28 protein-coding genes are annotated in these 23,810 nt (G+C 68.8%); 17 read left to right on the top strand and 11 right to left on the bottom strand.

Annotated features, from left to right (window positions below; all coding sequences use genetic code 11):
- Positions 1–69 precede the first annotated feature (69 nt).
- Both FHU13_RS17885 and FHU13_RS17880 read left to right on the top strand, forming a co-directional pair.
- Positions 70–1,446, top strand: coding sequence for a lipopolysaccharide biosynthesis protein (locus FHU13_RS17885; protein ID WP_183437206.1), 1,377 nt, complete (start codon positions 70–72; stop codon positions 1,444–1,446).
- Positions 1,443–2,606 carry a GNAT family N-acetyltransferase gene (locus FHU13_RS17880; protein WP_183437205.1) on the top strand — a complete coding sequence of 388 codons (1,164 nt, stop codon included), beginning with the start codon at positions 1,443–1,445 and terminating at the stop codon, positions 2,604–2,606. The genes FHU13_RS17885 and FHU13_RS17880 overlap by 4 nt, the downstream gene beginning before the upstream one ends.
- Positions 2,607–2,626: 20 nt before the next feature.
- Here FHU13_RS17880 and FHU13_RS17875 read toward each other — a convergent pair whose 3' ends face one another.
- A complete protein-coding gene (locus FHU13_RS17875) occupies positions 2,627–2,950 on the bottom strand; it encodes a hypothetical protein (protein WP_183437204.1) in 324 nt (107 codons plus the stop codon).
- Positions 2,951–3,362: 412 nt separating this feature from the next.
- On the opposite strand from FHU13_RS17875, the gene FHU13_RS17870 reads away from it, so the two are divergent.
- The 3 genes from FHU13_RS17870 to FHU13_RS17860 all read left to right on the top strand — a co-directional run bounded on the left by FHU13_RS17870 (position 3,363) and on the right by FHU13_RS17860 (position 6,379).
- Positions 3,363–4,175, top strand: coding sequence for an MBL fold metallo-hydrolase (locus tag FHU13_RS17870; RefSeq protein WP_183437203.1), 813 nt, complete (start codon positions 3,363–3,365; stop codon positions 4,173–4,175).
- A 381-nt stretch (positions 4,176–4,556) separates the two neighbouring features.
- Positions 4,557–5,303: a YebC/PmpR family DNA-binding transcriptional regulator gene (locus FHU13_RS17865; protein ID WP_183437202.1), complete on the top strand. Its 747-nt coding sequence runs from the start codon at positions 4,557–4,559 to the stop codon at positions 5,301–5,303.
- 179 nt (positions 5,304–5,482) lie between these two features.
- Positions 5,483–6,379 carry a lipase/acyltransferase domain-containing protein gene (locus tag FHU13_RS17860; protein WP_183437201.1) on the top strand — a complete coding sequence of 299 codons (897 nt, stop codon included), beginning with the start codon at positions 5,483–5,485 and terminating at the stop codon, positions 6,377–6,379.
- A 116-nt stretch (positions 6,380–6,495) separates the two neighbouring features.
- Here FHU13_RS17860 and FHU13_RS17855 read toward each other — a convergent pair whose 3' ends face one another.
- Complete coding sequence (locus tag FHU13_RS17855) at positions 6,496–7,356, bottom strand: phosphoribulokinase (RefSeq protein WP_183437200.1); 861 nt, start codon at positions 7,354–7,356, stop codon at positions 6,496–6,498.
- Between the two features lie 29 nt (positions 7,357–7,385).
- Positions 7,386–8,432, bottom strand: coding sequence for a class 1 fructose-bisphosphatase (locus tag FHU13_RS17850; protein WP_183437199.1), 1,047 nt, complete (start codon positions 8,430–8,432; stop codon positions 7,386–7,388).
- A 206-nt stretch (positions 8,433–8,638) separates the two neighbouring features.
- On the opposite strand from FHU13_RS17850, the gene FHU13_RS17845 reads away from it, so the two are divergent.
- Both FHU13_RS17845 and FHU13_RS17840 read left to right on the top strand, forming a co-directional pair.
- Positions 8,639–9,628, top strand: coding sequence for a LysR family transcriptional regulator (locus FHU13_RS17845; protein ID WP_183437198.1), 990 nt, complete (start codon positions 8,639–8,641; stop codon positions 9,626–9,628).
- A complete protein-coding gene (locus FHU13_RS17840) occupies positions 9,625–10,866 on the top strand; it encodes an NAD(P)/FAD-dependent oxidoreductase (protein WP_183437197.1) in 1,242 nt (413 codons plus the stop codon). Before FHU13_RS17845 ends, FHU13_RS17840 begins: the two co-directional genes overlap by 4 nt.
- A gap of 9 nt (positions 10,867–10,875) precedes the next feature.
- On the opposite strand, the gene FHU13_RS17835 is transcribed toward FHU13_RS17840, so the two are convergent.
- Positions 10,876–11,154, bottom strand: coding sequence for a multiprotein-bridging factor 1 family protein (locus FHU13_RS17835; RefSeq protein WP_183437236.1), 279 nt, complete (start codon positions 11,152–11,154; stop codon positions 10,876–10,878).
- 445 nt (positions 11,155–11,599) lie between these two features.
- On the opposite strand from FHU13_RS17835, the gene FHU13_RS17830 reads away from it, so the two are divergent.
- The 6 genes from FHU13_RS17830 (at position 11,600) to FHU13_RS17805 (ending at position 14,808) form a co-directional block, all read left to right on the top strand.
- On the top strand, positions 11,600–12,103 hold the full coding sequence (locus tag FHU13_RS17830) for an META domain-containing protein (RefSeq protein ID WP_183437196.1): 504 nt from the start codon (positions 11,600–11,602) through the stop codon (positions 12,101–12,103).
- Positions 12,104–12,280: 177 nt separating this feature from the next.
- Positions 12,281–12,454 (top strand): hypothetical protein, encoded by a 174-nt coding sequence (locus FHU13_RS17825; protein WP_183437195.1) that lies wholly within the window; start codon positions 12,281–12,283, stop codon positions 12,452–12,454.
- Positions 12,455–12,830: 376 nt separating this feature from the next.
- Positions 12,831–13,808, top strand: a complete 978-nt coding sequence (gene cysK / locus FHU13_RS17820) for a cysteine synthase A (RefSeq protein WP_183437194.1) — start codon at positions 12,831–12,833, stop codon at positions 13,806–13,808.
- Positions 13,809–13,899: 91 nt separating this feature from the next.
- Positions 13,900–14,283 carry a hypothetical protein gene (locus FHU13_RS17815; RefSeq protein WP_183437193.1) on the top strand — a complete coding sequence of 128 codons (384 nt, stop codon included), beginning with the start codon at positions 13,900–13,902 and terminating at the stop codon, positions 14,281–14,283.
- Entirely contained in the window at positions 14,273–14,602 is a 330-nt protein-coding gene (locus FHU13_RS17810) for a hypothetical protein (protein ID WP_183437235.1), read from the top strand. Before FHU13_RS17815 ends, FHU13_RS17810 begins: the two co-directional genes overlap by 11 nt.
- Positions 14,603–14,643: 41 nt before the next feature.
- A complete protein-coding gene (locus FHU13_RS17805) occupies positions 14,644–14,808 on the top strand; it encodes a hypothetical protein (RefSeq protein WP_183437192.1) in 165 nt (54 codons plus the stop codon).
- 30 nt (positions 14,809–14,838) lie between these two features.
- Here FHU13_RS17805 and hmpA read toward each other — a convergent pair whose 3' ends face one another.
- Complete coding sequence (gene hmpA, locus FHU13_RS17800) at positions 14,839–16,095, bottom strand: NO-inducible flavohemoprotein (protein WP_183437191.1); 1,257 nt, start codon at positions 16,093–16,095, stop codon at positions 14,839–14,841.
- A 94-nt stretch (positions 16,096–16,189) separates the two neighbouring features.
- Here hmpA and FHU13_RS17795 point away from each other — a divergent pair, with 94 nt between their 5' ends.
- Complete coding sequence (locus FHU13_RS17795) at positions 16,190–16,675, top strand: Rrf2 family transcriptional regulator (protein ID WP_183437190.1); 486 nt, start codon at positions 16,190–16,192, stop codon at positions 16,673–16,675.
- A gap of 109 nt (positions 16,676–16,784) precedes the next feature.
- Here the strand turns inward: FHU13_RS17795 and FHU13_RS17790 are convergent, their stop codons facing one another.
- Complete coding sequence (locus tag FHU13_RS17790) at positions 16,785–18,158, bottom strand: PleD family two-component system response regulator (RefSeq protein ID WP_183437189.1); 1,374 nt, start codon at positions 18,156–18,158, stop codon at positions 16,785–16,787.
- Between the two features lie 55 nt (positions 18,159–18,213).
- Positions 18,214–18,594, bottom strand: a complete 381-nt coding sequence (locus tag FHU13_RS17785; protein ID WP_183437188.1) for a response regulator — start codon at positions 18,592–18,594, stop codon at positions 18,214–18,216.
- Positions 18,595–18,671: 77 nt separating this feature from the next.
- On the opposite strand from FHU13_RS17785, the gene FHU13_RS17780 reads away from it, so the two are divergent.
- A complete protein-coding gene (locus tag FHU13_RS17780; RefSeq protein ID WP_096484088.1) occupies positions 18,672–18,968 on the top strand; it encodes a DUF3572 domain-containing protein in 297 nt (98 codons plus the stop codon).
- 55 nt (positions 18,969–19,023) lie between these two features.
- Here FHU13_RS17780 and ruvA read toward each other — a convergent pair whose 3' ends face one another.
- The gene (gene ruvA / locus FHU13_RS17775) at positions 19,024–19,650 is read right to left on the bottom strand and encodes a Holliday junction branch migration protein RuvA (protein ID WP_183437187.1); all 627 of its coding nucleotides are present in this window, start codon (positions 19,648–19,650) and stop codon (positions 19,024–19,026) included.
- Between the two features lie 87 nt (positions 19,651–19,737).
- Here ruvA and FHU13_RS17770 point away from each other — a divergent pair, with 87 nt between their 5' ends.
- Together FHU13_RS17770 and ruvC are read left to right on the top strand one after the other, a co-directional pair.
- The gene (locus FHU13_RS17770) at positions 19,738–20,379 is read left to right on the top strand and encodes a YceI family protein (protein WP_183437186.1); all 642 of its coding nucleotides are present in this window, start codon (positions 19,738–19,740) and stop codon (positions 20,377–20,379) included.
- Between the two features lie 86 nt (positions 20,380–20,465).
- Positions 20,466–21,035, top strand: coding sequence for a crossover junction endodeoxyribonuclease RuvC (gene ruvC / locus FHU13_RS17765; RefSeq protein ID WP_183437185.1), 570 nt, complete (start codon positions 20,466–20,468; stop codon positions 21,033–21,035).
- Positions 21,036–21,224: 189 nt separating this feature from the next.
- Here ruvC and FHU13_RS17760 read toward each other — a convergent pair whose 3' ends face one another.
- The 3 genes from FHU13_RS17760 to ubiG all read right to left on the bottom strand — a co-directional run bounded on the left by FHU13_RS17760 (position 21,225) and on the right by ubiG (position 23,705).
- Entirely contained in the window at positions 21,225–22,205 is a 981-nt protein-coding gene (locus tag FHU13_RS17760) for an NADPH:quinone oxidoreductase family protein (RefSeq protein WP_183437234.1), read from the bottom strand.
- A 120-nt stretch (positions 22,206–22,325) separates the two neighbouring features.
- Positions 22,326–22,898 (bottom strand): YbhB/YbcL family Raf kinase inhibitor-like protein, encoded by a 573-nt coding sequence (locus FHU13_RS17755; protein ID WP_183437184.1) that lies wholly within the window; start codon positions 22,896–22,898, stop codon positions 22,326–22,328.
- Positions 22,899–22,958: 60 nt separating this feature from the next.
- Entirely contained in the window at positions 22,959–23,705 is a 747-nt protein-coding gene (gene ubiG, locus FHU13_RS17750; protein WP_183437183.1) for a bifunctional 2-polyprenyl-6-hydroxyphenol methylase/3-demethylubiquinol 3-O-methyltransferase UbiG, read from the bottom strand.
- Between the last annotated feature and the right edge of the window lie 105 nt (positions 23,706–23,810).

The raw sequence follows: 23,810 nt of genomic DNA, 5'->3' as shown, positions 1-23,810 counted from the left end.
GCTCTTTCTAGGCTGGCCCCCGAGCGTGCCGGCCATACCAGCGCCCGGCGCCCTTTCGGATGGCGCCCCATGGCAGCGGACAAGGTGATTGCGGGCGGCCTCCCGTCATCCTCGCTCGACACTCTTCTCGTCCGGCTTCGGGCGGTGCGGGCCACCGCGGCGGTTTCGGCGCTCGGCGTGTTCGCGGTCCGCATCGGCGCGGCCGGGTTCGCCTACGGGGCGCAGGTCCTGATGGCCCGGATGATGGGCGGCGCGGAATACGGGATCTTCGCCACCGTCTGGGTCTGGATCGCCATCCTCGGCCACACGGCCACCTTCGGTCTGTCCCAGGGCGCCTGCCGCTTCCTGCCCGCCGACCAGGCCATGGACCGGCTCGACAGCGTGCGCGGCTTCCTGCTCGGCGGGGCGCTGGCGAGCCTTGGTGGGGGGCTCGCCCTGTCGCTCGGCGGCCTCGCCGTGGCCCTCCTGCAGGGGAGCCTGCTCGCCGGCCCCTACGGCACGCCCATCCTCGTCGCGGCGCTGGTCGTGCCGCTCTTCGCATTTCAGGACTACCTGGAGGGCGTGGCCCGCAGCCAGGGCTGGCCGCTGCTCGCCATCGCGCCGCCCTACCTGCTGCGCCAAGGCCTGATCATGGTCGCGATGATCGGTGCCGTGCTCGCCGGTGCCCCGGCCGAGGCCTGGGTCGCCATTGCCTGCACGCTCGCCGCGACCGGCCTCGCCGCTACCGTCCAGGCCGGTCTGCTGCTGGCGCGCCTGCGCCGGCACCTGCCGCGGGGCCCGCATCTCTACCGCTGGCGGCTCTGGCTGACCGCGTGCCTGCCGATTGCGGCGGGTGACCTCGCCGCGAGCGCTTTCGGCTTCGTCGATGTCGTGATCCTCGGCTTCCTCGCGCCGCCGGAAGCCGTCGGCCTCTACTTCGCCGCGACCCGCATCCAGCAGTTCGTGGCCTTCGTGCATTACGCCGCCTCGGCCACGATCGCCCAGCGCCTCGCCGCTTCCCGCGCGCGCGGCGACGAGGCGGGGCTCGCCCGCCTCGTGCGCCTGCAGGCGCGCTGGACCTTCCTGGCCACGGCGGCGGTCGGGCTCGCCATCCTCGCGGTGTCGCCGCTGCTGCTCGGGCTGTTCGGCGAGGGGTATCGCGGCAGCTTGCCGGTGCTGGCGATCCTCGTCGCCGGCAGCGTTGCGGCGAGCCTGTTCGGCCCGGCCGAGGACGTGCTGACCATGCTCGGCGGTGAGCGGCTCTGCGCCGGGATCACCCTGGCGATGCTGATCCTCGCCGCAGGGCTCTGCCTCGTCCTGATACCGTGGCTCGGAGTCGCCGGGGCGGCGGTCGCGGTGGCGGTAACCCAGACACTGCGCGGCTACGTTCTAGCGCGCGGAGTCCAGGCCCTCCACGGCCTCTCGACGCCAGTCGTCGGGTTCTCTCAGCGGAGTGCCGCCCGGTGACGCGCGCCCTTTCCCTCTCCGGCTGCGGATCGTTGCGGGCGGCCGTCGAGCCCGTCGCCGCGCTCGCTGCGGACGCCGCGGCCTGGGACGCACTGGCCGTCCGAGCCGTCGCGCCGCACCCGTTCTACACGCGCGCGGCCGTCGCGGCGCACCGCACCCACGGTCTCTGCCATCCCCGTCTCTCGGCGGTGGTCGTCCGGGAGGGGCGAGACCTCGCGGCCCTTCTGCCCTTCGCCCTTCGCCCCGATATCACCGGCCTCGGCGCGGCGATCGCGCAGCCCTTCCACTCGCCCTACGTGACGGCGAGCGGCCCCCTCGTTGCGGACGGTCCCGGCCTGGAGGAGCGGCTCGATGCCCTGGTCGAGGGTCTCGCGCTCGCCTCCGGCGGACGTCCCTGGCGCTGGCCGCTGCTCGCCACCGAGGCGCGCCTCGGCGCCCGGCTCCTCGCCGCCATGGAGCGGGCCGGCTGGCAGGTCGGCACCGTCGCGCAGTTCGAGCGCCCGGTTCTCGACCGGCGGGCCGATTACGAGACCTTCCTCGCCGAACACCCGCACAAGAGCCGTCTCAAGGACCTGCGCCGCCGCCGGCGGCGGCTGGAGGAGGCCGGGAGGCTCACCGTCGAGAGCGCGACGGACGGGCCGGAGCTGGAGCGGGCGCTGGAGGATTTCCTGGCTGTTGAGGCCGCCGGCTGGAAGGGCGAGGCCGGCACGGCTTTGCGGAGCCGCCCGCGGACGGAGGCGTTCGCCCGCGCCCTGTTCCGGCCCCAAGGTGGCGGGGAAGTCGGCGCGGTGACCGTTCGAGCCGACCTGCTGCGCCTCGACGGACGCACGGTTGCGGCCAGCCTCGCCCTGGTCTCCGGCGGGACCGCTCATCTGCTCAAGACCGCTTACGACGAGGGCTTGCGCGCCCAGGCCCCCGGCCTCGTGCTGGAGGACGCTATCGTGCGCGCTCTCCACGCGGAAGGCTTCGCCGGGCGCCTCGACTCGGCGACGATGCCGGGCTCGGCGCTGGAGAGCCTCTACCTCGAGCGCGAGACCATTGCCGAGATCATCGCCCTGCCGCCGGGCGCCGACCTGATCTCCCTGGAGCGGCGCCTGCGCCTCGCCCGGTTCGAGCATCGCGCCAGGGCCGAGGCCAAGCGGCTGCTGGGACGAGGCTGACAGCGCGTCGTCCCTGGCCTTCAGCGCGTCGAGTTCTCGCCGTTGTTGCGCTGGACGCAGCGATAGCCGGCGAAGCAGTACGGATCGTCGAGGGTCGGCTCGAAGGCGGGGCGGGCGGTCACCTCGTTCTGGCAATCACCGCTCTCGAAATGCACCGCCTCGTAGGCGGTCGGGCTCGTGGCGAGAACGACGCGGCGCTGCCGCGCCACCAGGGCCTGCACCGCGCCGCAGGTGAGCGACGGCGTGTAGGGCCGCTCCTGTGCCGAGGCTGCGGTGACGGCAAGCCCGAGGACGGCGGCGCCGAGACACAGGACGTGAGGGAGATGGGAGAGCGAGCGCTGCATCGTCGTGGGGCCTGTCCGGCAGAGGGAGGAACCCGCGTTCTGCCCCTTGAACCGCCTTTGCGCCAAGTCGGTTCTCTGCGTCCGTCGACAATAAACCTCACGCCTCTCCCGCGCGAGGGAACCGGGTTCACCATGCGGCTTTTCACCGGGAAAGACCCCGGAGGCATCCTTTGAGCCCGACCGACGCGACCCGACCTGACGACCCCGTCGAGACTCCGAGTGCCCGGACTTACGAGCAGCGGCCGGTCTCCTCACCGGTCCCAGGGCACCGATCCCCAGCACCGACCGAGCCGGGCGATATCGGTACTGAGCGTGACGAGGAGACACCCTCGCGCGAGGGGCCTGGTTCGGCGGGCGGCCAGGGCTACCGCGGCGGTTGAGCACTTCGCCGATGGAAGCGGGGGATGAGCCCGTGACGATCCACATCTGCGTCACCTGCGGAACCAGCTTCCACGCCGCGCCGAGTCCGCCCGAGTGCTGCCCGATCTGCGACGAGGAGCGGCAATACGTGCCCGCCTCCGGCCAGCGCTGGACGACGCCCGACGCGCTCGCCGCCGCTCACGCCAATGCGTGGCGGCAGGTCGAGCCGAGATTGTTCGAGATCGAGACCCAGCCCCATTTCGGCATCGGCCAGCGCGCCTTCCTGCTGCAAACGCCCCAGGGCAATTTTCTCTGGGACTGCCTCGCGCTCCTCGACCCGGCCACGGTCGCGCTGGTGCGGGCGCTCGGCGGCCTTGCCGGCATCGCCATCTCGCATCCTCACTATTACACCACGATGCCGGACTGGGCGGCCGCCTTCGACGCGCCGGTCTACCTTCACGCCCGCGACCGCGAATGGGTGATGCGGCCAGACGACCGCGTGGTGTTCTGGGAGGAGGACGAGCTCGCTCTCGCGCCCGGCCTGACCCTGATGCGCCTCGGCGGCCACTTTCCCGGCGGCTCCGTGCTGCACTGGCAGGACGGGGCAGAGGGGCGCGGCGCGCTGCTCGCGAGCGACATCGTGCAGCCGGGTGCGGACCGGAAGAGCGTGTCCTTCCTCTGGAGCTATCCGAATTGGCTGCCGCTCTCCGGCGGCACGGTGGCCCGCATCGCGGCGCGGCTCGAGGCGAGAGCGTTTGCACGCCTCTACGGCGCCTTCGGACTGCATATCGCGGAGGTTGCGAACGCCGTCGTCAGCCGCTCGGCGGCGCGCTACCGGGCTCTCTTGGAGCAGGATCAGCCCTGAAATCGTCCCTCGCGCCACCCTTGGCAGGTCTCGCGAACAGTGTCGCGCCAGCCAAGGCGCCGAGGAGCGCGGCGAGGCCGAACCGCCAGGGCTTGCGCCGCACGCCGGCCGTACCCGTTTCGGTCGTCGGCATTGGAATCGTCCCATCGTAAATCGCGAGACGGGATCGTGTCCTCGCCCACGATCTTTATCATTCCCGCCGCAATCCCGGCCACCGCTCGGGCCGCAAAGGCAATCAAGGCCGAGCCGTAGCCGCCTCGCGTTGCCTCGGGGGGTAGCTGCGGCCTATAAGCGGAGCTCCCGACACATCCCGCGCGACGTCGAGGATCCTTCCTCATCGAAGGAGCCCTCCGCCCGCACGAACGAGAAGACGATCCCGCCATGGCCGGGCATTCCCAGTTCAAGAACATCATGCACCGCAAGGGCCGCGTCGATGCGGTCCGCTCGAAGGTCTTCAGCAAGCTCGCCCGCGAAATCACGGTGGCGGCCAAGCTCGGCACGCCCGACCCCTCGATGAACCCGCGCCTGCGCGCCGCGATCCTCGCGGCCCGGGCCGAGAACATGCCCAAGGACAATATCGAGCGCGCCATCAAGAAGGCAGCGGGCAATGACGGCGAGAACTACGAGGAGATCCGCTACGAGGGCTATGGCCCCGGCGGCGCCGCGCTGATCGTCGAGGCACAGACCGACAACCGCAACCGCACCGCCTCCGACGTGCGCTCGGCCTTCACCAAGTCCGGCGGCAGCCTCGCCGAGACCGGCGCCGTCGCCTTCATGTTCGACCGGGTCGGCGTCATCGCCTTCGCGCCGGACGTTGCCGATGCCGACACGATGCTGGAGGCTGCCATCGAGGCCGGCGCCGACGACGTGCGCTCCGATTCCGACGGACACGAGGTCATCTGCGCCCAGGACGCCTACGGTGACGTGTCGAAGGCGCTGGAGGCCCGCTTCGGCGAGCCGCGTCGCACCGGCCTGATCTGGAAGGCGCAGAACACCATCGACGTCGATGACGAGACCGGCGAGAAGCTGATCCGCCTTGTCGAGGTGATCGAGGACCAGGACGACGTGCAGAACGTCTACGTCAACTTCGCGCTGTCCGACGCGCTGGTCGAGAAGATGGGCGCGTAGACGACCGCCCGCGCCCTTCCCTGACGGTAGTTCCTCTCCGCTGACGGCGAGGAGATTTCCCGCAGAGGAAGCGTCCTACCGATTTGTCGCGCGGATCGATCAACTCCGCGCGCTATATGCCCGGCGATGCCGGTGCCGAGCCGGCGAACGACCGATCGCCAGGCTCCCTCTCTCGACCGATGCAGGACCGCCCACTCATCCTCGGCATTCATGGCCTCGCCAACAAGCCGCCGAAGGAGGAGAAGCAGGCGTGGTGGGCCGCGGCGATCCGCGAGGGGCTGCGGCGCAACCTCGGCGAGGACCCTGGGGCTCTGCCCTTCGATTTCGTCTACTGGGCCGACCTGCGCTACGACACCCCGCTCTCCGAGGATCACAACCGGGAGCCCTACTACCCCGTGCGGGGGAGGGGACCTTTCCCGAGCGCCGACGGCGCGTGCGCCCCGACCCTGACCGACCGTCTCTACCGCATCGTCGAATGGGCGCAGGAGAAGACCGGGCACCTCGTCCTCGACGATCTCATCATCGAGCATCGGCTCGACGATCTGTGGGGCTATTACGAGGACCGCACGTTCCGCGAGGCCGCGCGCGACCGGCTGCGGGAGGCGCTGGAGCGCCATGCCGGCCGGCCGCTGCTGATCGCAGCCCACTCCATGGGTTCGCTGATCGCCTACGACGTGCTGCGGCAGCTCGAACGCGACGGGCTCTGCCCGCAGATCGACCACTTCGTCACCATGGGTGCCCCCCTGGGGCTCGCCGAGATCAAGCATCGCCTCGCCGCGGAGCACGGTGACCTGCGCGTGCCCTACGCCGTGGCCCGTTGGAGCAATCTCGGCGACCGGGAGGATGTGGCGACCGTCGGCACGACGCTGGCCGAGGCCTACGCCCCAAACCTGGCGGGCGTCGCCGTAACCGACTGCCCGGTGATCAACGCCTACCGGCGCCCGCGCGGCGGCGTGAACCATCACAAATCCTATGGCTACCTGCGGACGCCGGAGTTTTCGCGAGCCGTGGCGGGGTTTCTCGATGGGGAGAGGGTGGTCGCCTCCGTCGAGATGTCGGATGCAGAGGACGCCTGAGGGGTGTGAGCCTCCCCGTCATCGCGAGCGTCAGCGAAGCGATCCAACGGCGCGACATCTCCGGAAAATGCAGCGCACTGGATTGCTTCGGCTCCGCCTCGCAAAGACGGGGCGGCTCACGCGAGCCGCCGCCGCCGCTCCACCAACTGCATGATGATCGGCGTCAGGATGAGCTGCATCGCCAGGTCGAGCTTGCCGCCTGGGATGACGATGGAGTTGGCCCGGCTCATGAAGCTGTCGTGGATCATCGAGACGAGATAGGAGAAGTCGATCCCCTTCGGATCCTTGAAGCGGATCACCACCATCGACTCGTCGGCGGTCGGAATCCAGCGGGCGATGAAGGGATTCGAGGTGTCCACCGTCGGCACCCGCTGGAAGTTGATGTCCGTCCAGGAGAATTGCGGGCAGATCGTCTGCACGTAGTCCGGCATCCGTCGCAGGATCACGTCGGTGACGGCCTCCGTCGAATAGCCCCGGGTCGAGCGATCCCGGTGCAGCTTCTGGATCCATTCGAGATTGATCACCGGCACCACCCCGATCTTGAGATCGGGATAGCGGGCAAGATCGACGTTGTTGTCGACCACGCAGCCGTGCAGCCCCTCGTAGAACAGGAGGTCAGAGCTTGGCTGGAACGGCTCCCAGGGCGTGAACGAGCCTATCGGCACGCCGTAGCGGATCGCGTCCGCGTCGTCGTGGGCGTAGTGCCGGGTGCGGCCGGTGCCGGATTCGCTGTAGCTGCGAAACACCTCCTCGAGCTCGGGCAGGAGGTTGGCCCGCGGCGCGAAGTGGCTCAGCGTCGGCTCGCGCGCCATCATCGAGCGCATGGTGTCGCGGTCGTAGGCGTGGAAGCCGTCCCCCTCGATGTAGACGGCGCTGACATCCTCCCGGCGGAAGATCTGCTCGAAGGTGTTGCGGACAGAGGTGGTCCCGGCCCCTGATGAGCCGGTGACCGAGATGATGGGATGACGCGCCGACATGGACTTGCTGATGTGAGTGCGCCGAAGCTCTAGCTGCGCATCAGGCCGCGCTGGCCGAACAGGGGTGAGCGGCCGGCGCTGGGCTGGCGCCCGTCATAGTACTTGGCCACGCACTCGACCTCCTCGGTGGAGCCGAACACCAACGGCGAGCGCTCGTGGATCTTGCTCGCGACCCGCTCCAGAATGCGGTTCTGCCCGTCGGTGGCGGCGCCGCCCGCCTGCTCGATCAGGAAGGCGATCGGGGCGGTCTCGTAGAGGAGGCGCAGACGGCCCTGTGCATAACCCTTCCGGTTGTCGCCCGGATACAGGAACACACCGCCGCGGATCAGGACGCGCTGCGCGTCCGCCACAAGGGCGGCGGTCCAGCGCATGTTGAAGTCGCGGTCGCGCGGGCCTTCCGCGCCGCGCAGGCAATCCTCGATGAAGGACTTCACCGGCCCGTCCCAGTGCCGCACGTTCGAGGCGTTGATGGCGTACTCGTTGGCGCTGGGCACGATCTTCATCGCGTCGTGGGTGAGCCGGAAGACCTTCTCCGACCGGTCGAGGGTGAAGATGCGGGTACCGTTGCCGAGCGTGACCACGAAGGTGGTGGCCGGGCCGTAGACGACGAAACCGGCGGCCGTCTGCGTCGTGCCGGGCGTCAGGAACGAGGCATTGGGGTCCTCCGCCCGCGCCGCCGGGCGGATGCCGAAGATGGTGCCGACCACCATGCCGACGCCGATATTGGACGAGCCGTCGAGCGGATCGATCGCCACCGCGAGCGGCGCGTCGGCCTTCAGCTCCACCACGTCCTCGGCCTCCTCCGAGGCGACCTGCGCCACGGGGGCCTCTTCCAGCGCCTGCATGAAGCGCTTGTGGGCGATCACGTCGAGCGCCTTCTGAACGTCGCCGTCGCTGTTATGCTCGCCTTGAGCGGCGAGATCGCCGGCCAGGGACCCTCGGCCTACGGTCTCGCTCACGTCGATCGCGGCGGCGGCGAGCGCCCGGATCGTGGCGGCGGTGTCGGCCAGCGAGGCGTCGCGCGCAACCTCCGCGTCGAGATGGTCGTCGAGGGATGACCCGTACGGCTTCGTCATCGTTCTAAGGCTCGCTCCCGTCGAGGCCGCGGGACACCTGAGGTCCTGCGCAGCGTTCTTGCCGGCCATGCGCGCCCTGAGGCGTGCAGGCCCGTCTCGGACTATGATACCCTGCGGCAACCCGGCAGCGCCAGACGGCAGGGGAGTGCTGTCGAAGGTTTTCTAAAAAAACTTGTGGTGCCCCGCAAAAAAACTAAAAACGAGGCATGCGCAATCTTTCGCTCAAGCAGCTTCAGGCGGTCGCCGCGGTAGCGCGGCTCGGCACCATGACGCGGGCCGCGCAGGAGCTGAACGTCACCTCCGCCGCGCTCTACGCTCGCATCCGCCAACTCGAGGAGGAGGCGGGCCTCCTCCTGTTCGACCGCACGCCGACCGGGCTCAAGCCGACCGATGCCGGTCGCGAGATGCTGTGGGCGATCAACAGCATCAACACCGTGCTGGAGACCTGCACCGACCGCCTGCGCACCCTGAAGGGCGGGGGCGGCGGCCGGGTCGGCCTCGGCGTGGTCTCGACGGCGAAGTACTTCGCACCGCTCGTCATCGCGGGCTTCATGGAGAGCCACCCGAAGGTCGAGATCTCGCTCACTGTCGGCAACCGGCAGGACACGATCGAGGCCCTGCGCAACTACGACATCGATTTCGCCATCATGGGCCGTCCGCCGCGGGACTTCGCCATCGAGGCGGAGACCTTCGGGCCTCATCCCCTGGTGCTGATCGCTGCGGCGGACCACCCGATGGCCGGGCGGCGCGGGCTCACTCGGGCGGATCTGGCGGAGGAATCCTTCCTCGTCCGCGAGGAAGGCTCGGGCACTCGCTCGGTGTTCGAGGAATTCATGAGCGGCGTGATGATCCGCCGGGCCAAGCTCGGAATCGATTCGGGCTCGAACGAGACGCTGAAACAGGCGGTGATGGCGGGGCTCGGCATCGCGCTCCTTTCCGGCCACTCGGTGGCGGCGGAGGTGGCGAGCGGGCGCCTCGTCCTCCTCGACGTGGAGGGCCTGCCGATCCGGCGGGACTGGTACGTCGTACGCCGCGCCGACAAGGTGCTCGGCCCGGCCTCCGACGCGTTCTGGGACTATCTCGCCCAGGAGGGTCGCCGCTTCCTGCCGACCATCCCCGGCGGCTTCTTCGCGGAGGAGCCGGCGGGAAGCCCGGTGCTCAAGGCCGCCCGCAGCCCGGCCGAGGCGGGCGAATGAGCGGGCCGATGGAGACCATCGTCATCGCCGGCGCGGGACAGGCCGGCTTCCAGGCCGCCGCCTCGTTGCGGGAGGCGGGATTTCCTGGAAGCCTGACCCTGGTCGGCGAGGAGGCCGCGCTTCCCTACCAGCGCCCGCCGCTGTCCAAGGCCTATCTCGCCGGCAAAGCCGATGCCCGCGGCCTGCTGCTGCGGCAGGAAAGCTATTTCGCCGAGCACCGCATCGACCATCGCCCTGGGACACGGGTGGTGGCGATCGACCGCGCCGGGCGCAGTGTCCGGCTCTCGGACGGCGGGCGCCTCGCCTACGATCATCTCATTCTCGCGACGGGCACCCGCAACCGGGCGCTGCCCGTGCCGGGAGCCGATCTCGGGGGTGTGCACCAGCTCCGCTCCCTCGACGATGCCGATGCGCTTCGCGCGGCGATCGAGGGCATCCGCCGGATCGTCGTGGTGGGCGCGGGCTTCATCGGCCTCGAATTCGCAGCCGTCTGCGCCGCCCGCGGCCTCTCCGTCACGGTGATCGAGGCGGCCGAGCGCGTGATGGCACGGGCCGTCTCGCCGGAGACCTCGGAAGCCTTCCGCGCCTTCCACGAGGAGGCCGGCGTCACGTTCCTGTTCGGAACGGGCGTCACTGCCATCGAGGGCGGGGCCGGGCGAGTCGCCGCCGTCCGCACCGCCGATGGGCAGAGCCTGCCTGCCGACCTCGTGCTCATCGGTATCGGCGTGGTGCCGAACCAAGAACTCGCGGCGGAAGCGGGGCTCGCCGTGCGCGACGGCATCGAGGTCGATGCCTTCCTGGCGACACACGATCCGGCCGTCTCGGCCCTCGGCGACTGTGTCCGATTCCCGAGCCGCTTCGCGGCCGGGATGCCCGGAGGCGACCGGGTGCGGATCGAATCGGTCCAGAACGCGGTCGATCAGGGCCGCTGCCTCGCCGCGCGGCTCATCGGGCGGCCCGCGGCCTACGACGCGGTGCCGTGGTTCTGGAGCGACCAGGGACCGCGCAAGCTCCAGATCGCCGGGCTCGCCGCGCCGGGTGATGCGAGCGTCCTGCGCCGGGTCGGCACCGGCTTCTCGGTGTTCCGCTTCCGCGATCGCGCTCTCAGCGCCGTCGAATCGGTTGACCGGCCTGCCGACCACATGGCCGCTCGCCGCCTTCTGGCCTCGGCCAAACCGCTGACGCCGGAACAGGCCGCCGACCCGGACTTCGACCTCAAGGCCCTGGCGACGGCGTAAGGCGGTTCTTCAGCGGTCGTTCTCGGTGGTCAGCTCATCGACCCGCGTCCCCTCGTTACCGCCCCGCTGCTGTTCCGAAAGGCGCACGCCCGGCGTTGCACCGTTGGTGAAGACGACGCCGCCCAGCATCAAGGCGCTGCGCAGGGCCTCGACCTGGCCGGAAGCCGGGTCACTCGTGCCGGCCTCGAAGCCTTTCACGAAACCCTCGTCCAGTCCCGAGCGGCGGGCCAACTCCGCCTCCGACCAGCCGAGCAGGCCTCGGGCGCCGCGGCACTGGGGCGCCGTCATCGTGTTGGGCGAGGCGCCGCTCGACGCTCCTTCGTCCGATCCGGTCAAACCGCTCTCCTCATCCTGCCATCAGCGCCCCGGGCCGCGTGGCTCGGGAACGTTTAACCGCGGGAAGGGCCGGTTCGTTTCGGCAAAGCTTGTGAGAAACGGCGCATGAATCGGATTCGGCGGTTCCCCCGCGGGAGGTTCCTGTCGCACAAGGTCGACCGGCGTAGAAATGGACGGGATCACACCCGAACCGGATTTCGATCAGGTCTTGACCATAATTGTGCTTGAATCTGTGTCGATGTCCCCTATCGCCCAGGATCAGATGCGCGGCCCCAAGGTTCGGAGCACGTGCCGTTGCGGGAAAAGAGTCGAGAGCCGTGTCCGCTCGCCATGCGGCGACAAGTCCGGTCGAGTGGGGCTCCGGGGTGAAGCAGCCGAGCAGAAAGGGGGCTGAACGATGAACAGGATGCTGACCGCCACGTTGGCCTGCGCGGTTGCCGCGGGCGCGTTCGCGACCGTGCCGGCTGCGGCACAGATGGGCATGGGGGGAAATCCGTCCGGCTTCGGCGCCGGCAAGCAGCCGGAGAAGAAGCCGCAATACGTCCCCGGCACGAAGCCGCAGGAGAAGATGTTTCCCCTCGGCTCGATGTGGACCGCGGTCAGCATGAACGGCAAGCCGTTCACGGGCGCCGATCGTCCGAGCTTCATCATCGATACGCAGTACCGCGCCCGCGGCTACGGTGGCTGCAACACGTTCACCGCCACCGCCTTCCCGCTGCGCGAGCAGCACCTCGCCGTCGGTCCCTTGGCGCTCACCAAGAAGACCTGCGACAAGGGGCTGGTGGCCTCCGAGCAGGCCTTCCTCATCGCCCTGCGCACGGCAGGCAAGTGGGATCTCGACGGTTCGCAGCTCGTGATCCGCAGCCCGAACGGCGAATTGCGCTTCGACCGCGCGCTGTAAGGACCGCGCTCTCGAACACCGCGCCGGCTTCTCGGACGAGCCGGCGCGACATCCCGTTAAGACGCCGTTGACGACGATTCGCGGACGGCGATCCGGATTCATTCTCCGTCAGGCCCGCGGGCCGTTTCTTCGTGCTCCCGGTCGCGCCCCACGTGGCCGGCCACGCGGAGAGACGGAATGCGGATCGGCCGGGTTCACCAGCGCGTCGTCCCGAAGGTGCGGCCGGCGGCTGCCACGACACGCTACGATTTCGTCCGTGCCCACCATGAGGGTGCCGCGACCCTGGCGGTTCTCGCGACCAGTTCGGGGATCGCCATCCTGATTCTCGCGACCCGCCTGCTCACAGCCTGAGCCGTGGCCCCGGCCTGCAACGAGACTGTCCAGCCGACGCATCGAAGATGACAATACTGTCGTTTGCGTCTGGAAAAAGAAAATAAAATTCTCCCAATAAGCTCAGCCGTGCGCTGTGCGTGTAAAGGCTGGTATCCGCCGGGCGGGAAGCTCGACGGAGCTTGCGAAATCGGCTACGCGTCGCCGCAGCGGCCACCGCTTCGGCGGGAGCGCTAAGTTTCTGGTTTCGCATCGGCTTTGCCAAGTGGTGGGCCAAGTACTGGGCCAAGTGGCGGTCATCCTCTTTTGGACCGATGCTGAAACCTCTCGTTTTGGTGCGCTCCGACGCCGGGCTGGTGACGTTTCGGCACGGGAGCGCTCAGGGAGCGGACAGACGATGACAGATACCTCGACCCCAGGCGTTCGGAAGCCCGGACATGGCCGCGTCTACGGCTCGATCACCGAGACCATCGGCAACACGCCGCTCGTGCGCCTGAACCGGCTCACCAAGGAGCGGGGCGTCGATGCCGAGATCCTGCTCAAGCTCGAATTCTTCAACCCGATCTCGAGCGTGAAGGACCGTATCGGCGTCAATATGATCGACGCCCTTGAAGCCTCCGGCCAGCTCAAGCCCGGCGGCACGCTGGTCGAGCCGACCTCGGGCAACACCGGCATCGCGCTGGCCTTCGTCGCCGCCGCCCGCGGCTACCGCCTGATCCTGGTCATGCCGGAGACGATGTCGCTGGAGCGGCGCAAGATGCTCGCCTTCCTCGGCGCGCAGCTCGAACTGACCCCTGGCCCGCAGGGCATGAAGGGCGCCATCGCCCGTGCCGAGGAACTGCTGCGCGAGATCGACGGCGCGGTGATGCCGCAGCAATTCTCGAACCCGGCCAACCCTGAGATTCACCGAAAGACCACCGCCGAGGAAATCTGGAACGACACGCAGGGTCAGCTCGACGCCTTCGTGGCGGGGGTTGGCACCGGCGGCACGGTGACCGGCGTCGGCGAGGTGCTCAAGCCGCGCCTGCCCGGCCTCAAGGTGTTCGCGGTGGAGCCGGTGGACAGTCCCGTGATCTCCGGCGGCCAGCCGGGCCCGCACAAGATCCAGGGCATCGGCGCGGGCTTCATCCCCGACAACCTGCACACCGACATCCTCGACGGCGTGCTCAAGGTCACGAACCAGCAGGCGATCGACACCGCCCGGGATCTGGCCAAGTTCGAGGGCATCCCAGGCGGCATCTCGACCGGCGGCAACGTCGCCGCGGCGCTGGAGCTGGCGGGCCGTCCCGAGTTCCAGGGCAAGCGCATCGTCACCGTCGCCTGCTCGTTCGCTGAGCGCTACATCTCCTCGGTGCTGTTCGAGGGCATCGGCTAACGATCGAAAGGCGGTGCGGACCCGGCGGCGGGTCCGCACCGCAACTCCTCCGGTCCCGGATTGTTGTCCCGGTCAGATCTGGAGGATGATGATGACGGAGACGTCTCCCGCCCGGCCGTCGCTGAAGGCGTTCGACGCCTATGCGGACCGCAACGGCCAGGATTTCGGCACTGACTCGCCCCCCGACGTGGGCGTGCCTTCGCGGACCCAGGCGGACCTGAACGGTAATCCCGGCAGCACGGCCGAGACGGCGCGCGTCGCCTCCGGAGCGGATCGTCCCGGTGTCGCCCAGGACGCGGTCGACCAGACAAAGGCCGAGACACCCGAAGAAAATCTGCGCCGGATCTCCGATCCAACGTCACGCTCTGAGCCCGATGCGACGGCGCAGGAGGCGATCGAGCGCGCCACCGCTGCCGTCGGCCAGGAGGAAGCGCCGCGCCATGGCGAGTCTCAAGGGGGCCGTGATGGGGAATGAGAACCGGCCCGACGAAGATCTGAGCAATACCGGCACCCGCAAACCCGACGAGGCGGTCGGCTCGCGCGGCCCTCATCCGGCGGGCGGCGGCCATCAGACGCCGGAGCAGGCGGCGATCACCGGCCAGGGGACCGGAGGGCGCTCGGATGCCGAGCGGCGCGGCGAGTGGGGCGGGGGCAGCCAGGGAAGCGATGCGGAAGGGCACACCCCACCCGCGCTCGGCGGCTCGTCCGGCGGTCATTCCGACCGCAAGGCCTCGGCCGGTCCACGCGAGGGGGAGCCCATCGCGGGCGAGCCCGATCGGGCGAAGCGGTCCTGAATGGCCCCGATTGGGTTCCGGATTCCTGAGGGAGCTTGACGATGGACAGGCAGAACGGGGACGACCGCGAGCAGGATCGGGAGCGCCGGGAGGGGCACAAGCCCGCCAATAGCGCTCCCGACGCGGTCAAGGACCCGAGCGAGAAGACCGACGGCAAGCCGGGCGTGCCGCCGCAGGGCGACGAGACCGATCCGGGCGCCGGCTGAACCGGTTTCCGGATCGGCTTCGCCCGTGCCTCAGGCCGCCTGCCTGGGTGCCTCGTCCAGAAGCTCGTCGGCCGGGCCGAAGAACTCGAACCGGATCCGCTCCGCCGGCACGCCGGCGCGGGCGAGACCGTTCGAAAGGGCGGCCAGGAAGGGCTTGGGCCCGCACAGATAGTAGGTGGCCCGCTCCGAGGGTGTATTCGCCACGAGCCAGTCCGTCGTGATCAGCCCCGCCTCGTCGTAGTGCTCGCCGAGCTGATCCCGGGCCTCCGGCTCCGCGTAGAAGGTGCGCGCCGACAGGGTCTCCCGGCTCGCGACGAGACTGCGCACATGCTCGCGCATGGCATGGACTCGCCCGTTCAGGGCGCCGTGGACGAACCATGCCGGGCGCTCCGGCGCCTCCTGCATGATGCTCTCCAGCATGCTGATCATCGGGGTCAGGCCGACGCCGCCGCTGACGAGAACCACCGGCTCGGCGCTCTGCCGATCGAGGAAGAAGTCGCCCGCAGGTGCGGCGACCTTCAGCACGGTTCCAGCCTGAGCCTCGGCGTGCAGCCAGTTCGAGACCAGGCCGGCCGGATGGTCCGCCGTTGCCTCGCGCTTCACGGTGATGCGGTAAGCGCGCTCGTTGGGCGCGCAGGAGATCGAGTAGTTCCGCTTCAGCACGCCGCGGCCCGGCAGATCGAGCAGGAAGCCGAGATACTGCCCCGGCTCGTGCCGCATCACCGGACCGCCGTCGGCGGGGACCAGCACGAAGGAGCGGATCGTCTCGCTTTCCGGGGTCACGCTCTCCACCACGAAATCGCGCCAGCCGTTCCAGCCGCCGGCCTTGGCCGCCAGATCGCGGTAGATCGTCGCTTCCCGGCCGATCAGCAGTTCCGCCAGGAACCAGTACGCCTCGCCCCAGGCCGCGATGATCTCGGGCGTCGCCGCTTCGCCAAGAACGTCGCGGATCGCGGCCAGCAGGGCGTCGGCAACGTAGGGGTAATGTTCGGGCAGGATGTTGAGCGCGACGTGCTTCTGGGCGATGCGCTCCACGGCGCCCGTCAATACGCCCAGGTTGTCGATGTTGCGGGCATAGGCCAGAACGGCGAGGGCAAGCGCCTTGGGCTGCGAGCCGGTCTCGCCGTGATGCGACTGATTGAAGAGGTCGCGGATTTCGGCGTTCTGGAATAGGCGCTCGTACATGCGCCGCGTAATGGCGAGCCCGTGCGTCTCGAGCGCCGGAACGGTGGCTTTGACGACGGCGATGGTTTGGGGCGAGAGCGGTGCGGGCGAAGGCTTGGTCATGGGCGAATCCAAAGCTCCATTGAACATGCACCTTTTGCTGCAAAGCTTGAAAAGATGCAAGAGAAATGTACCTTAAAAGGCGTTCGGAACCGCCATGCGCCTGACCCGCTACACGGACTACGCCCTGCGTACCCTGATCTATGTCGGCCTGCGCGAGCCGCGGCAGAGCTCGATCGCGGAGATCGCGCGGGCCTATGGGATCTCGGAGAGCCACCTCACGAAGGTGGTGCATCAGCTCGGCCGGCTTGGACTGATCCAGACAATCCGGGGGCGAGGCGGCGGCTTGCGGCTCGGCAAGCCACCCGTCGAGATCGTGGTCGGCGCCGTGGTCCGGGCGACCGAGGACGATCTCGCGCTGGTCGAGTGCTTCTCCGCAAGCTCCTGCGCGATCACCGCGCCCTGCCGCCTGCGGCGGGCTCTGGGCGAGGCCCTGGCGGCGTTCCTGGCGGTGCTGGACCGCTATACCCTAGCGGACCTTCTCGGCGGGGCGGAAGGCGACGAGGTCGCGCGGCTGCTCGGCCTGTTCCCACCGGTCGCGGCGACGGCGGAGGTACCGGTTCCCGAGCCCGAAGGCGCCTGACGCGACGAGAGCGTCATTCCGAAAGATGGGCCGTGCCTTTCGGGAAAAAGAAGATGCAAAAGCAATCACCTAGCACTTTGTCTTGGAAGCCGATTTTCTGGACGATGCGCTAGGCCGCCGCCGCCTCGACCCTGTTCCGGCCGAAGGATTTGGCACGGTAGAGGGCCGTGTCGGCGCGCTTGAGAAGGTCGGCCGGGCCGGTATCGGTCGCGCGCCGCACCGACACACCGACCGAGACGGTCACGCCGATATCGCGCGTCCCGCCGTCGATGGCGAAGGGCGTCGCCTCGATCCGCTCGCGGATGCGCTCGGCGATGGCGCGGGCGTCGGGCAGCTCGGCGCCGGGCACCACCATCACGATCTCCTCGCCGCCGTAGCGGGCAAGGATATCCATCGGCCGCACGTATTGGCGGACGCGCTCGGCGAAGGCGCGCAGCACCTCGTCGCCGGCCTCGTGGCCATAGGTGTCGTTGATCAGCTTGAAGCGATCGATGTCGAGGAGCAGGCAGGCGAGGCCCGTCTGCTGCAGCGTCGCCTCACCGAAAACCGGACCGAGATGCCGGTCGAGGTAGCGCCGGTTGTGCAGACCCGTCAGGTCGTCGGTGATCGCGAGTTCCATCGAGGCCTGGAGCGCACCGCGCAGGGTCTCCGAGAAGCGCCGCCGCCGCACCTGCGTGCGCACCCGTGCGATCAGTTCGTTGCGGTCGACCGGGCGCAACAGGTAATCGTTGACACCGAAGTCGAGGCCGCGGGTGATGCGGGCCTTCTCGTGCATCTCGCCGATCATGATCAGCGCCATGTTGCGGGTCCGCTCCAGCGAGCGGAGTTGGCTGCACAGGCGCAGGCCATCGAACCCTTCGAGGTCGAGGCTCACCAGGGCGAGATCGAAGCCGCCGTCGGGTGCCTGCACCAGGGCGCGGTGAGGATCGGTCTCTACAGTGACCTGATGGTGCTGGGACAGGGCCGTGCCGATGCGGTCGATGGCGCTCGGCCGGTCCTCCACGAGGAGGATGCGCGCATCCTCGCCGGTATCGGCGGCGGCGAGAACCAGGGGATCGGGACCGCCGATCTCGCGCGTCGCGAGCGCACGGGAGCGCAGCTCGTCCGTCACCGCCTTCAGCCGCACGAGGCTGCGCACCCGCGTCATCAGCGCGATGTCGTCGATTGGTTTGGTCAGGAAATCGTCGGCCCCGGCATCCAGGCCCCGCAGCCGGTCGGCGGGCTGGTCGAGGGCGGTGACGATCACCACCGGCAGGTGGGCGGTGGCAGGGTTGGACTTGAGCCGGCGGCACACCTCGAAGCCGTCCATGCCCGGCATCATCACGTCGAGAAGCACGACGTCGCAGGCGCCCTTCTCGCAGATCGCCAGGGCGTCGAGCCCGTTCATCGCCACGACCACGTCGAAATACTCGAGAGACAGCTTCGTCTCGAGCAGCCGGACGTTGGGGTAGAGATCATCCACGATCAGGACGCGAGCGGACATCGTTCCTCCGATGCGCGGCCTTCTCGACCGCGACGGCATTCAGTCCGAGGAGATCTCAGGGAGCACCGTCATCACCAATGTACCTGCGGACCGTTGCCAAAAACTTGGCAACTGAGATGGGCTTGGACAAATAGGCCTCGCATCCGCCTTCACGAATGCGTTCCTCGTCGCCCTTCATTGCAAAGGCAGTGATGGCGATCACGGGGATGTCACGAAGGTCGTCGTCGTCCTTGAGCCACTTGGTCACCTCCAGGCCCGAAACTTCGGGAAGCTGGATGTCCATGAGAATCAGGTCCGGATGATGCGCCCGGGCCAGTTCGATCGCCTCGATGCCGTTGGCTGTCTTGAGGGTCGCGTAGCCATGCGCCTCCAGCAGATCGTTGAAGAGCTTCATGTTCAGCTCGTTGTCTTCAACGATAAGAACGGTTTTCTTCATGACCTGCTCCGGCGCGGTCGCGATGGCGTTCCACCCCGTGGCCCGGCCCTCGTACTCTCTTAAACTGCCACTCGTTGATGAAACGCAAACTTGATCATAGTGATGGCGCGAGCGAACGTCTCGCGATCGATGTACTGGGATGGCTCGCCGCCGACGAGGACCGGTTGTTCCGGTTCGTCGCCGCGAGCGGCCTGGAGCCCGGAACGCTGCGCGAGAGCCTGCACGATCCCGGCTTCCTCGGCGCCGTTCTCGACCATGTGATGAGCGACGAACCGTCGCTGCTCGCCTGCGCTGAGGCACTCGGGGTGAAGCCGGAACGGATCGCTTCCGCTTGGCAGCGCCTGCAGCCGCCGCCCTTCGACGAGGGCGGCTGAGACGGCTTCGCTTCGTCTTGATCCGAAAGCCGGCGGCCCCTTTCGGGACGATGCGCTACCGGGCGAGTTCCCGCAGCCCGAGCCGGATCAGGGTCTTGGCCTCCACGGTTTCGGCCTCCGCGCCCAAGCCCTTCAGGGCTGCGGCGATGGCGGCCGAGGCTTGAACCTGGGGATAACCGAGATTGACCAGCGCCGAGATCGCGTCCGCAACCGGCTGCGGCGCGGTTCTGTCCTCAATGGCGCCGGTCAAGGCGATGAGCGCCGGATCGATGGGGGCGAAGGCGGGCGCCTTGTCCTTCAGCTCCGCGACGAGGCGGGCGGCCAGCCGGGGGCCGACGCCGGGGGCGCGGGCAATCGAGCCTTTGTCGCCGGTGGCGATGGCGGTGGCGAGCTGTGGCGGCTCCAGCACCGACAAAACGCCGAGCGCCACGCGGGTGCCCACGCCCTGCACCGTCTGGAGCAGACGGAACCACTCCCGCTCGGCATCGGAGCGGAAGCCGTAGAGACGAATCATGTCCTCGCGCACATGCGTCTCAATGGCCAGATCCGTAGCCTCGCCGGGTGTGGGCAGGCGCTGCAGGGTGCGGGCGGAGCAGTGGACGACGTAGCCGACGCCGTTCACGTCGAGGATCACGAAGTCCTCTCCGTAGGAATCGACGATCCCCTTGAGCTTGCCGATCATATGAAACCGTCGATCCTCGAAGGGTCCGTTGCCGCGTTCGGCCTAAGGCCATATCCGTCTTGGCGGCACAACCGACAAGGTGACCGCATGAAGCGCACGCTCGCCCTCGCCGCCCTCCTGCTGGCGGGTTTCGCCCTCGCAGAGCCCGGCAGGCCCCATGCTCAGGAGGCTGCCCAGGGAGTTGCCCCTGCCCTGACCAAGGATCCGAAACAGGTGAAGGCCGGGCGTTACCGCCTCGATTCCGCGCATGGCAAGATCACGTGGTCGATCAGCCATCTCGGCTTCTCGACCTATTACGGCCAGTTCACGGAGGTCTCGGGCGACCTCGTCCTCGATCCCGCCGTGCCGGGCAAGAGCACCCTTTCCGTCAAGATCGGCACCGGCAGCGCCAACGGGCTGAACGATCGGCTCAACGCCCATCTCAAGCAGCCGGACTTCCTCGACGTGGAGAAGTTTCCCGAGGCCACCTTCGTAAGCGAGTCGGTCGAACCGACGGGCCCGACCACCGCACGGGTGAACGGCACGCTCACCCTGCGCGGCGTGTCGAAGCCGGTTTCGTTCGATGCCACCTTCAATCAAGCGGGCGTCAACCCGGTCGACAAAATCTACTCCGTGGGCTTCGACGGTTGGACGGTGATCAAGCGTTCCGAGTTCGGCGTGAATGCCTTCCTGCCGCTGCTCGGCGACGAGGTGGCCCTTCGGTTGGAGGGCGAGTTCAAGCTTCAGTAAGCGGCGAAGCGCGAAGCGGGTTTGCGGCAAGGCTTCGTTCACGATACGTGCCGTACCGGATCGATGCTTTGAAGGAGGCCGAGGCCATGACCACGGACGTCCGTATCCTCGGCATCGATCCCGGCCTGCGCCGCACCGGCTGGGGGCTGATCACCGCGCGGGGCACCAAGCTGTCCTATCTCGCCTGCGGCGTCGTCACCTCTGACGGTGACCTGCCGCTGGCTTTGCGCCTGCGCGAGCTGCACGAGGGTCTCAGCCGCGTCATAACGACCCACGCGCCGGACGAGGTCTCGGTCGAGGAGACCTTCGTCAACAAGGACGCGCAGGCCACGCTCAAGCTCGGCCATGCTCGCGCCGTGGCTTTGCTGGTGCCGGCGCTCGCCGGATTGCCGGTGGCGGAATATGCCGCCAACCTCGTGAAGAAGACGGTGGCCGGGAACGGCCACGCGGAGAAGGTCCAGATCCAGGCGATGGTGAAGTTCCTGCTGCCGAAGGCGGAGTTCAAGCTCGCCGACGCGGCCGACGCACTCGCCATTGCCATCACTCATGCGAGCCACCGTGGCGCCATCGCCCTCGATCGCCGCCACGCCGTGGCCGCGGGCGGCGGCCCGGGCGCGGCGCGGATCGCCGCGGCGCTGGCGCGACTCGACCGATAGGCCCCATCCCGGACGACGGTACGGGCCTAAAGTACCGTCCCGAAAGGCGGACTCCGACTTCTGGACAACAGTCGATTCGGGCGTGACGCTAGAGCATCGTCCCGAAAGGTGGCCGCCGGCTTTCGGAAAAAGACGATGCAAAACAGGAGTCTAGAGCATCATCCTGGATACGATATCCAGGATGATGCTCTAGTCTCTCAGGTCGAGCAGAACCTTGCCGACCGCCTCGCGGCGGACGAGGACCCCGAGCGCATCCGCGTAGTCCGCGAGCGGATAGGCGCCGTGCACCTTCACGGTCAGCTTGCCCTCCGCCGCCCAGGCGAGCAGCCGGGCTTGGTTCGCTCCGTGCGCCTCCGGCTCGCGCTCGACGAAGGCGCCCCAGTGGACGCCCTGCACGTCGATGCCCTTGAGCATGATGACGTTGAGGGGAAATTTCGGGATCTCGCCCGCGGCGAAGCCGATCACGAGGAAGCGGCCCTTCCAGCCGAGCGAGCGCATGGCCGGCTCGGCCAAGTCGCCGCCGACCGCGTCGTAGACCACGTCGACGCCGCGCTCGCCGGTGAGGCGCCGCAATTCCTCGCGCAGGTTGTTCGCCTTGTAGTCGACGAGGTCGTCGGCGCCGTGGGCGCGGGCCGTTTCGAGTTTTTCCGGCGAGGAGGCGCAGGCGATGACGCGAGCGCCCAGCAGCTTGCCGAGCTCGACCGCGGCGAGCCCGACGCCCCCCGAGGCGCCGAGCACGACGAGGGTTTCGCCCGGCCTGATATCGGCACGATCCCGGAGCGCGTGGAGCGTGGTGCCGTAGGTGATCGAGAGCCCGGCGGCGACCTCGTCGGAGACCGCCTCCGGCACCCGCGCGAGGCGCTTGAGCGGAACCGCGATCCGCTCGCGGGCGGTGCCGTGGCTGAGATGGACCATGACCCGGTCGCCGACGGAAAAGTTTTCCGCGCCGGGACCCAGGGCCTCGATCACGCCGCAAGCCTCGCCGCCCGGCGAGAACGGCAGTTCCGGCTTCACCTGATAGCGGCCGGCGATGATCAGCGTATCGAAAAAATTCAGCGCGGCGACCCGCACCCGCACCAGCGCTTCGCCCGGCCCCGGCACCGGATCGGGCAGATCCTCAAGACTCAGATCCTCCGGTCCGCCGAGCCGGCTGCACACCAGGGCCTTCATGTCAGCGCCGTCTCCCTCGTCTCGCCGGTCGTCCCGCATCGCCCCCGTCGGGCGGGGCGCAGGCTGGGTGCCGCGTTCGACGACGCTCATGCCCGCTCGCGCGCGGTGAGCGCAAGACGTTCACGCCCGCTCGTAGGTCCCGGTCAGCAGGCCCTTGGCGATCACGTTGCCTTGAAGCGCGTCGAGCAGGGCGCCGCGGCCCGGCGAGGCGGGCAGATCCGCAGGGCGGGCGAGGGCAAAAACCTGGAACAGGTAATGGTGCGGTCCGTGGCCGGTCGGCGGGTCCGGCGGCAGCCACCCATTCTTCTGGAACGAGTTGCGGCCGAGATCGTGCCGGGCGCCCTCGCCGGCCTGACTCGCGAACGCTCCTTCCGGAAAGCTTCGGTCCTCCGGTCGCAGATTCCAGGCGATCAGGTGGACGAAGGGGCGGGGGGAGGGCGCATCCGGGTCCTCCACGAGCAGCACGAGGGAAGCGGCCTCGTCCGGCACGCCGGCAATGCCGAGCGGCGGTGAGAGCCCTTCACCGTCCGCGGTGTAGCGGGCCGGGATCGACGTGGTGTCGGCGAAAGCCTCGCTCGTCACCCGGAGCGTCGCGGGGGCCTCCGCCGCGATCGTGTGGAACGCGGCCTTCTCCGCGCCGGCCCTGAGGCCGGACAGGGCTTCGCCAACGGCGTGCGGCAGCTTTTCGAGCATGGTGTCCGAGATTCTCCGTTCTGCCCGGAAGATCCCTCAACGAACGCCCGTCCGCTTCGTTCAGGCGGGGCGGTGCGCCGCCACCATGTAGTTGACCCCCGTGTCGCGGCTTGCGCGCCAGGAATCGTTCAGCGGATTGTAGACCACGCCGGTCGTGTCGGTGACGGTGAGGCCCCCCGCCGTGATGTCGGCGGAAAGCTCCCGCGGCGTCACGAACTTCTCCCAATCGTGGGTGCCCCGCGGCAGCCAGCGTAGCACGTACTCTGCGCCGACGATGGCGAGTGCGAAGGAGCGCATCGTCCGGTTGATGGTGGCGGCGAACAGCAGGCCGCCCGGCTTCACCGTCTCGCAGGCCGCGCGCAAGAAGCCCACGCGGTCGGAGACGTGCTCGACCACCTCCATGGCGAGCACGATGTCGAAGCGCTCGGCCCTCGCGGCCACCGCCTCGATGGTCTCGTCGCGGTAGTCGATGGTGAGCCCCTCGGCCTCAGCATGGGCGCGCGCGGCCGCGACGTTGCCGGTCGCCGGGTCGAGACCCGTGACCGTCGCCCCGAGCCGAGCCAGCGGCTCCGACAGCACGCCGCCGCCGCAGCCGATGTCGATGACGCTGAGCCCTTCGAGCGGGAAGGGCGCGGCCGGATCACGGTCGAAGATGCGGCACGCTTCGTCGCGGATGTAGCCGACTCGGACTGGATTGAACTTATGCAGCACCGCCATTGGCCCCCGCTCGTCCCACCAGCGCGCGGCCAGGGCGTCGAAGCGCGCCACTTCGTCCCGGTCGATCGAGGCACCCGTCATCCGGCTCACTTTCGCATCGTTTGAACCTACGGTCCGTCCGATTGACACGGCCGGGGGGCCCTTGTACCCGCCGGGCGCATCCCCGGTACAGCCGCGCCGTGTTGTTTTCCTGAG

It is taken from the genome of Methylobacterium sp. R2-1, assembly GCF_014191355.1.
Classification (GTDB): Bacteria; Pseudomonadota; Alphaproteobacteria; order Rhizobiales; family Beijerinckiaceae; genus Methylobacterium.
The sequence above is the reverse complement of the archived record's forward strand: the minus strand, read 5'-3'. Positions and strand labels throughout refer to the sequence as shown.

Excerpts from the sequence above, each read along its gene's own strand:
- FHU13_RS17860 (WP_183437201.1), top strand. The coding sequence starts at position 5,483 with ATGCAGGACCGCCCACTCATCCTCGGCATTCATGGCCTCGCCAACAAG.
- FHU13_RS17790 (WP_183437189.1), bottom strand. The coding sequence starts at position 18,158 with ATGTCCGCTCGCGTCCTGATCGTGGATGATCTCTACCCCAACGTCCGG.
- FHU13_RS17805 (WP_183437192.1), top strand. The coding sequence starts at position 14,644 with ATGGACAGGCAGAACGGGGACGACCGCGAGCAGGATCGGGAGCGCCGG.
- cysK (WP_183437194.1), top strand. The coding sequence starts at position 12,831 with ATGACAGATACCTCGACCCCAGGCGTTCGGAAGCCCGGACATGGCCGC.
- FHU13_RS17815 (WP_183437193.1), top strand. The coding sequence starts at position 13,900 with ATGACGGAGACGTCTCCCGCCCGGCCGTCGCTGAAGGCGTTCGACGCC.
- FHU13_RS17830 (WP_183437196.1), top strand. The coding sequence starts at position 11,600 with ATGAACAGGATGCTGACCGCCACGTTGGCCTGCGCGGTTGCCGCGGGC.
- FHU13_RS17835 (WP_183437236.1), bottom strand. The coding sequence starts at position 11,154 with ATGACGGCGCCCCAGTGCCGCGGCGCCCGAGGCCTGCTCGGCTGGTCG.
- ruvC (WP_183437185.1), top strand. The coding sequence starts at position 20,466 with ATGACCACGGACGTCCGTATCCTCGGCATCGATCCCGGCCTGCGCCGC.
- FHU13_RS17780 (WP_096484088.1), top strand. The coding sequence starts at position 18,672 with ATGAAACGCAAACTTGATCATAGTGATGGCGCGAGCGAACGTCTCGCG.
- FHU13_RS17855 (WP_183437200.1), bottom strand. The coding sequence starts at position 7,356 with ATGTCGGCGCGTCATCCCATCATCTCGGTCACCGGCTCATCAGGGGCC.
- FHU13_RS17840 (WP_183437197.1), top strand. The coding sequence starts at position 9,625 with ATGAGCGGGCCGATGGAGACCATCGTCATCGCCGGCGCGGGACAGGCC.
- FHU13_RS17755 (WP_183437184.1), bottom strand. The coding sequence starts at position 22,898 with ATGCTCGAAAAGCTGCCGCACGCCGTTGGCGAAGCCCTGTCCGGCCTC.
- FHU13_RS17850 (WP_183437199.1), bottom strand. The coding sequence starts at position 8,432 with ATGACGAAGCCGTACGGGTCATCCCTCGACGACCATCTCGACGCGGAG.
- FHU13_RS17760 (WP_183437234.1), bottom strand. The coding sequence starts at position 22,205 with ATGAAGGCCCTGGTGTGCAGCCGGCTCGGCGGACCGGAGGATCTGAGT.
- FHU13_RS17825 (WP_183437195.1), top strand. The coding sequence starts at position 12,281 with ATGCGGATCGGCCGGGTTCACCAGCGCGTCGTCCCGAAGGTGCGGCCG.
- FHU13_RS17795 (WP_183437190.1), top strand. The coding sequence starts at position 16,190 with ATGCGCCTGACCCGCTACACGGACTACGCCCTGCGTACCCTGATCTAT.
- FHU13_RS17845 (WP_183437198.1), top strand. The coding sequence starts at position 8,639 with ATGCGCAATCTTTCGCTCAAGCAGCTTCAGGCGGTCGCCGCGGTAGCG.
- FHU13_RS17885 (WP_183437206.1), top strand. The coding sequence starts at position 70 with ATGGCAGCGGACAAGGTGATTGCGGGCGGCCTCCCGTCATCCTCGCTC.
- FHU13_RS17875 (WP_183437204.1), bottom strand. The coding sequence starts at position 2,950 with ATGCAGCGCTCGCTCTCCCATCTCCCTCACGTCCTGTGTCTCGGCGCC.
- hmpA (WP_183437191.1), bottom strand. The coding sequence starts at position 16,095 with ATGACCAAGCCTTCGCCCGCACCGCTCTCGCCCCAAACCATCGCCGTC.
- FHU13_RS17810 (WP_183437235.1), top strand. The coding sequence starts at position 14,273 with ATGGGGAATGAGAACCGGCCCGACGAAGATCTGAGCAATACCGGCACC.
- FHU13_RS17770 (WP_183437186.1), top strand. The coding sequence starts at position 19,738 with ATGAAGCGCACGCTCGCCCTCGCCGCCCTCCTGCTGGCGGGTTTCGCC.
- ruvA (WP_183437187.1), bottom strand. The coding sequence starts at position 19,650 with ATGATCGGCAAGCTCAAGGGGATCGTCGATTCCTACGGAGAGGACTTC.
- FHU13_RS17785 (WP_183437188.1), bottom strand. The coding sequence starts at position 18,594 with ATGAAGAAAACCGTTCTTATCGTTGAAGACAACGAGCTGAACATGAAG.
- FHU13_RS17865 (WP_183437202.1), top strand. The coding sequence starts at position 4,557 with ATGGCCGGGCATTCCCAGTTCAAGAACATCATGCACCGCAAGGGCCGC.